Below are 1,381 nucleotides of genomic sequence, written 5' to 3'. Positions count from 1 at the left end.
AATGCGCCGGCCGCTGCCATCTTGTTGCGCGGCAACAGTGTCGGCATCAAAGCCATCAGGGCCGAGCTGCTGACACCGCCGGCCAAGCCGTCGACAGCTGCCGCGACGTAGATGACCCACATCGACGGGTGTGGCAAGAGCGCATTGCACCCGAGAATGACAAAGCCGAGACCCGCAGCACTGCGGGCAAACTGGATGGTGCGTCGCCGATCTTAACGGTCAGCGAGCACGCCGCCGAACAGGCTGCCGAAGAACATGGCGATGGCCATCGCCGTGGACACTCCGGCAACCTGCAAGGTCGACCCGGTGAGCTGGTATGTCTGCGCGGGAACGGCTACGACGAGCAGTCCGATCCCGAGCAGCGAGATCAATCGCGCCGAGAAGGCATACCGGAATGGACGGCTGGTCTGCAGCGGTGAAACATCGATCACCAGCCCACCGAATCGAGTCATGCGAAGGTCTGGCCGATCAGGTCGAGGGTAGCCATTGCGCCGTCGTAGTCAGGACGGTAGCTGCTGGCGGGGAGCTCGAACGTCGTGCCGGCCTTGAACGACGGCAACTGCGAGTAGAGCGGATCGGTGGCAAGCTCGGCCATCGGGCGACCGGACACCGGAAGGACAAAGGCGACAGGCGCATCGGCGACCTGCGAGAGCAGCTCCGGGCTGACCTCGAACGAGTCACCCGAGCCGAAGAGCTGCGGGTTGCCGGCCTTGGCCATGACGTCGTCGGCCTTGAAACCGAGCTCGGCGAGCATCGCGGGCAGCGCGGCCGTCGGCGGAACGAGGTACGGCTTGTTGCTCGAGACCGAGAGGAAGTAGACGACGTTGCCCTCGGGAACCTTGATCTTGCCCTTGACCTCTTTGACCTTGTCCTCGTATGCGCTCAACAGTGCCGGAACCTGGTCGGAACGGCCCGCGGCGTCGGCGACGATTTCGAGCTGCTTGTCCCAGTTGGCAACCGTCTTGGGGACCAACACGGTGGGTGCGATAGCGGTCAGCTGGTCGTAGAGTTCCTCGGCCTGAACCGAGGTGATGCCCTGGCCACCGCCGATGATCAGGTCGGGTTCAGCCGCCGCGACGGCCTCGATATTGAGCTGCTCGCCGGCCGGCAATTCCTTGGTGCCCTGCGCCTTTGCGGCGTCCGACCATGCCGGCGGGAATCCACCGTCGAGGTTCGTGACACCGAGGACGCGGGTATCGGTGGCAACCACCGGTGCGTCCAGGGCGTACAGGTATCCGGCGAGACCGCCACTCAGAACCACGATGCGCTCCGCCGACGCGGGCACGGTGCCGTACGGCCGCGTTCACCGAAGCGGCCGACCGGTGGCCGGGCGTCAGCGCGCGGTCAGCGTGTGCACGTGCTCCACGAGCCGCGTCAGGGC

2 protein-coding genes are annotated in these 1,381 nt (G+C 65.7%); both read right to left on the bottom strand.

Annotated features, from left to right (window positions below; translation table 11 throughout):
- Positions 1-212: 212 nt before the first annotated feature.
- Positions 213-431 carry a hypothetical protein gene (locus ABT116_RS46540; protein ID WP_351647298.1) on the bottom strand — a complete coding sequence of 73 codons (219 nt, stop codon included), beginning with the start codon at positions 429-431 and terminating at the stop codon, positions 213-215.
- Positions 432-448: 17 nt separating this feature from the next.
- Positions 449-1,285 (bottom strand): ABC transporter substrate-binding protein, encoded by an 837-nt coding sequence (locus tag ABT116_RS46535; protein WP_351647296.1) that lies wholly within the window; start codon positions 1,283-1,285, stop codon positions 449-451.
- Positions 1,286-1,381 lie beyond the last annotated feature (96 nt).

The sequence above is a fragment of the Streptomyces sp. NPDC002130 genome (assembly GCF_040296465.1).
In the GTDB taxonomy this organism is placed as follows: domain Bacteria; phylum Actinomycetota; class Actinomycetes; order Streptomycetales; family Streptomycetaceae; genus Streptomyces.
The sequence above is the reverse complement of the archived record's forward strand: the minus strand, read 5'-3'. Positions and strand labels throughout refer to the sequence as shown.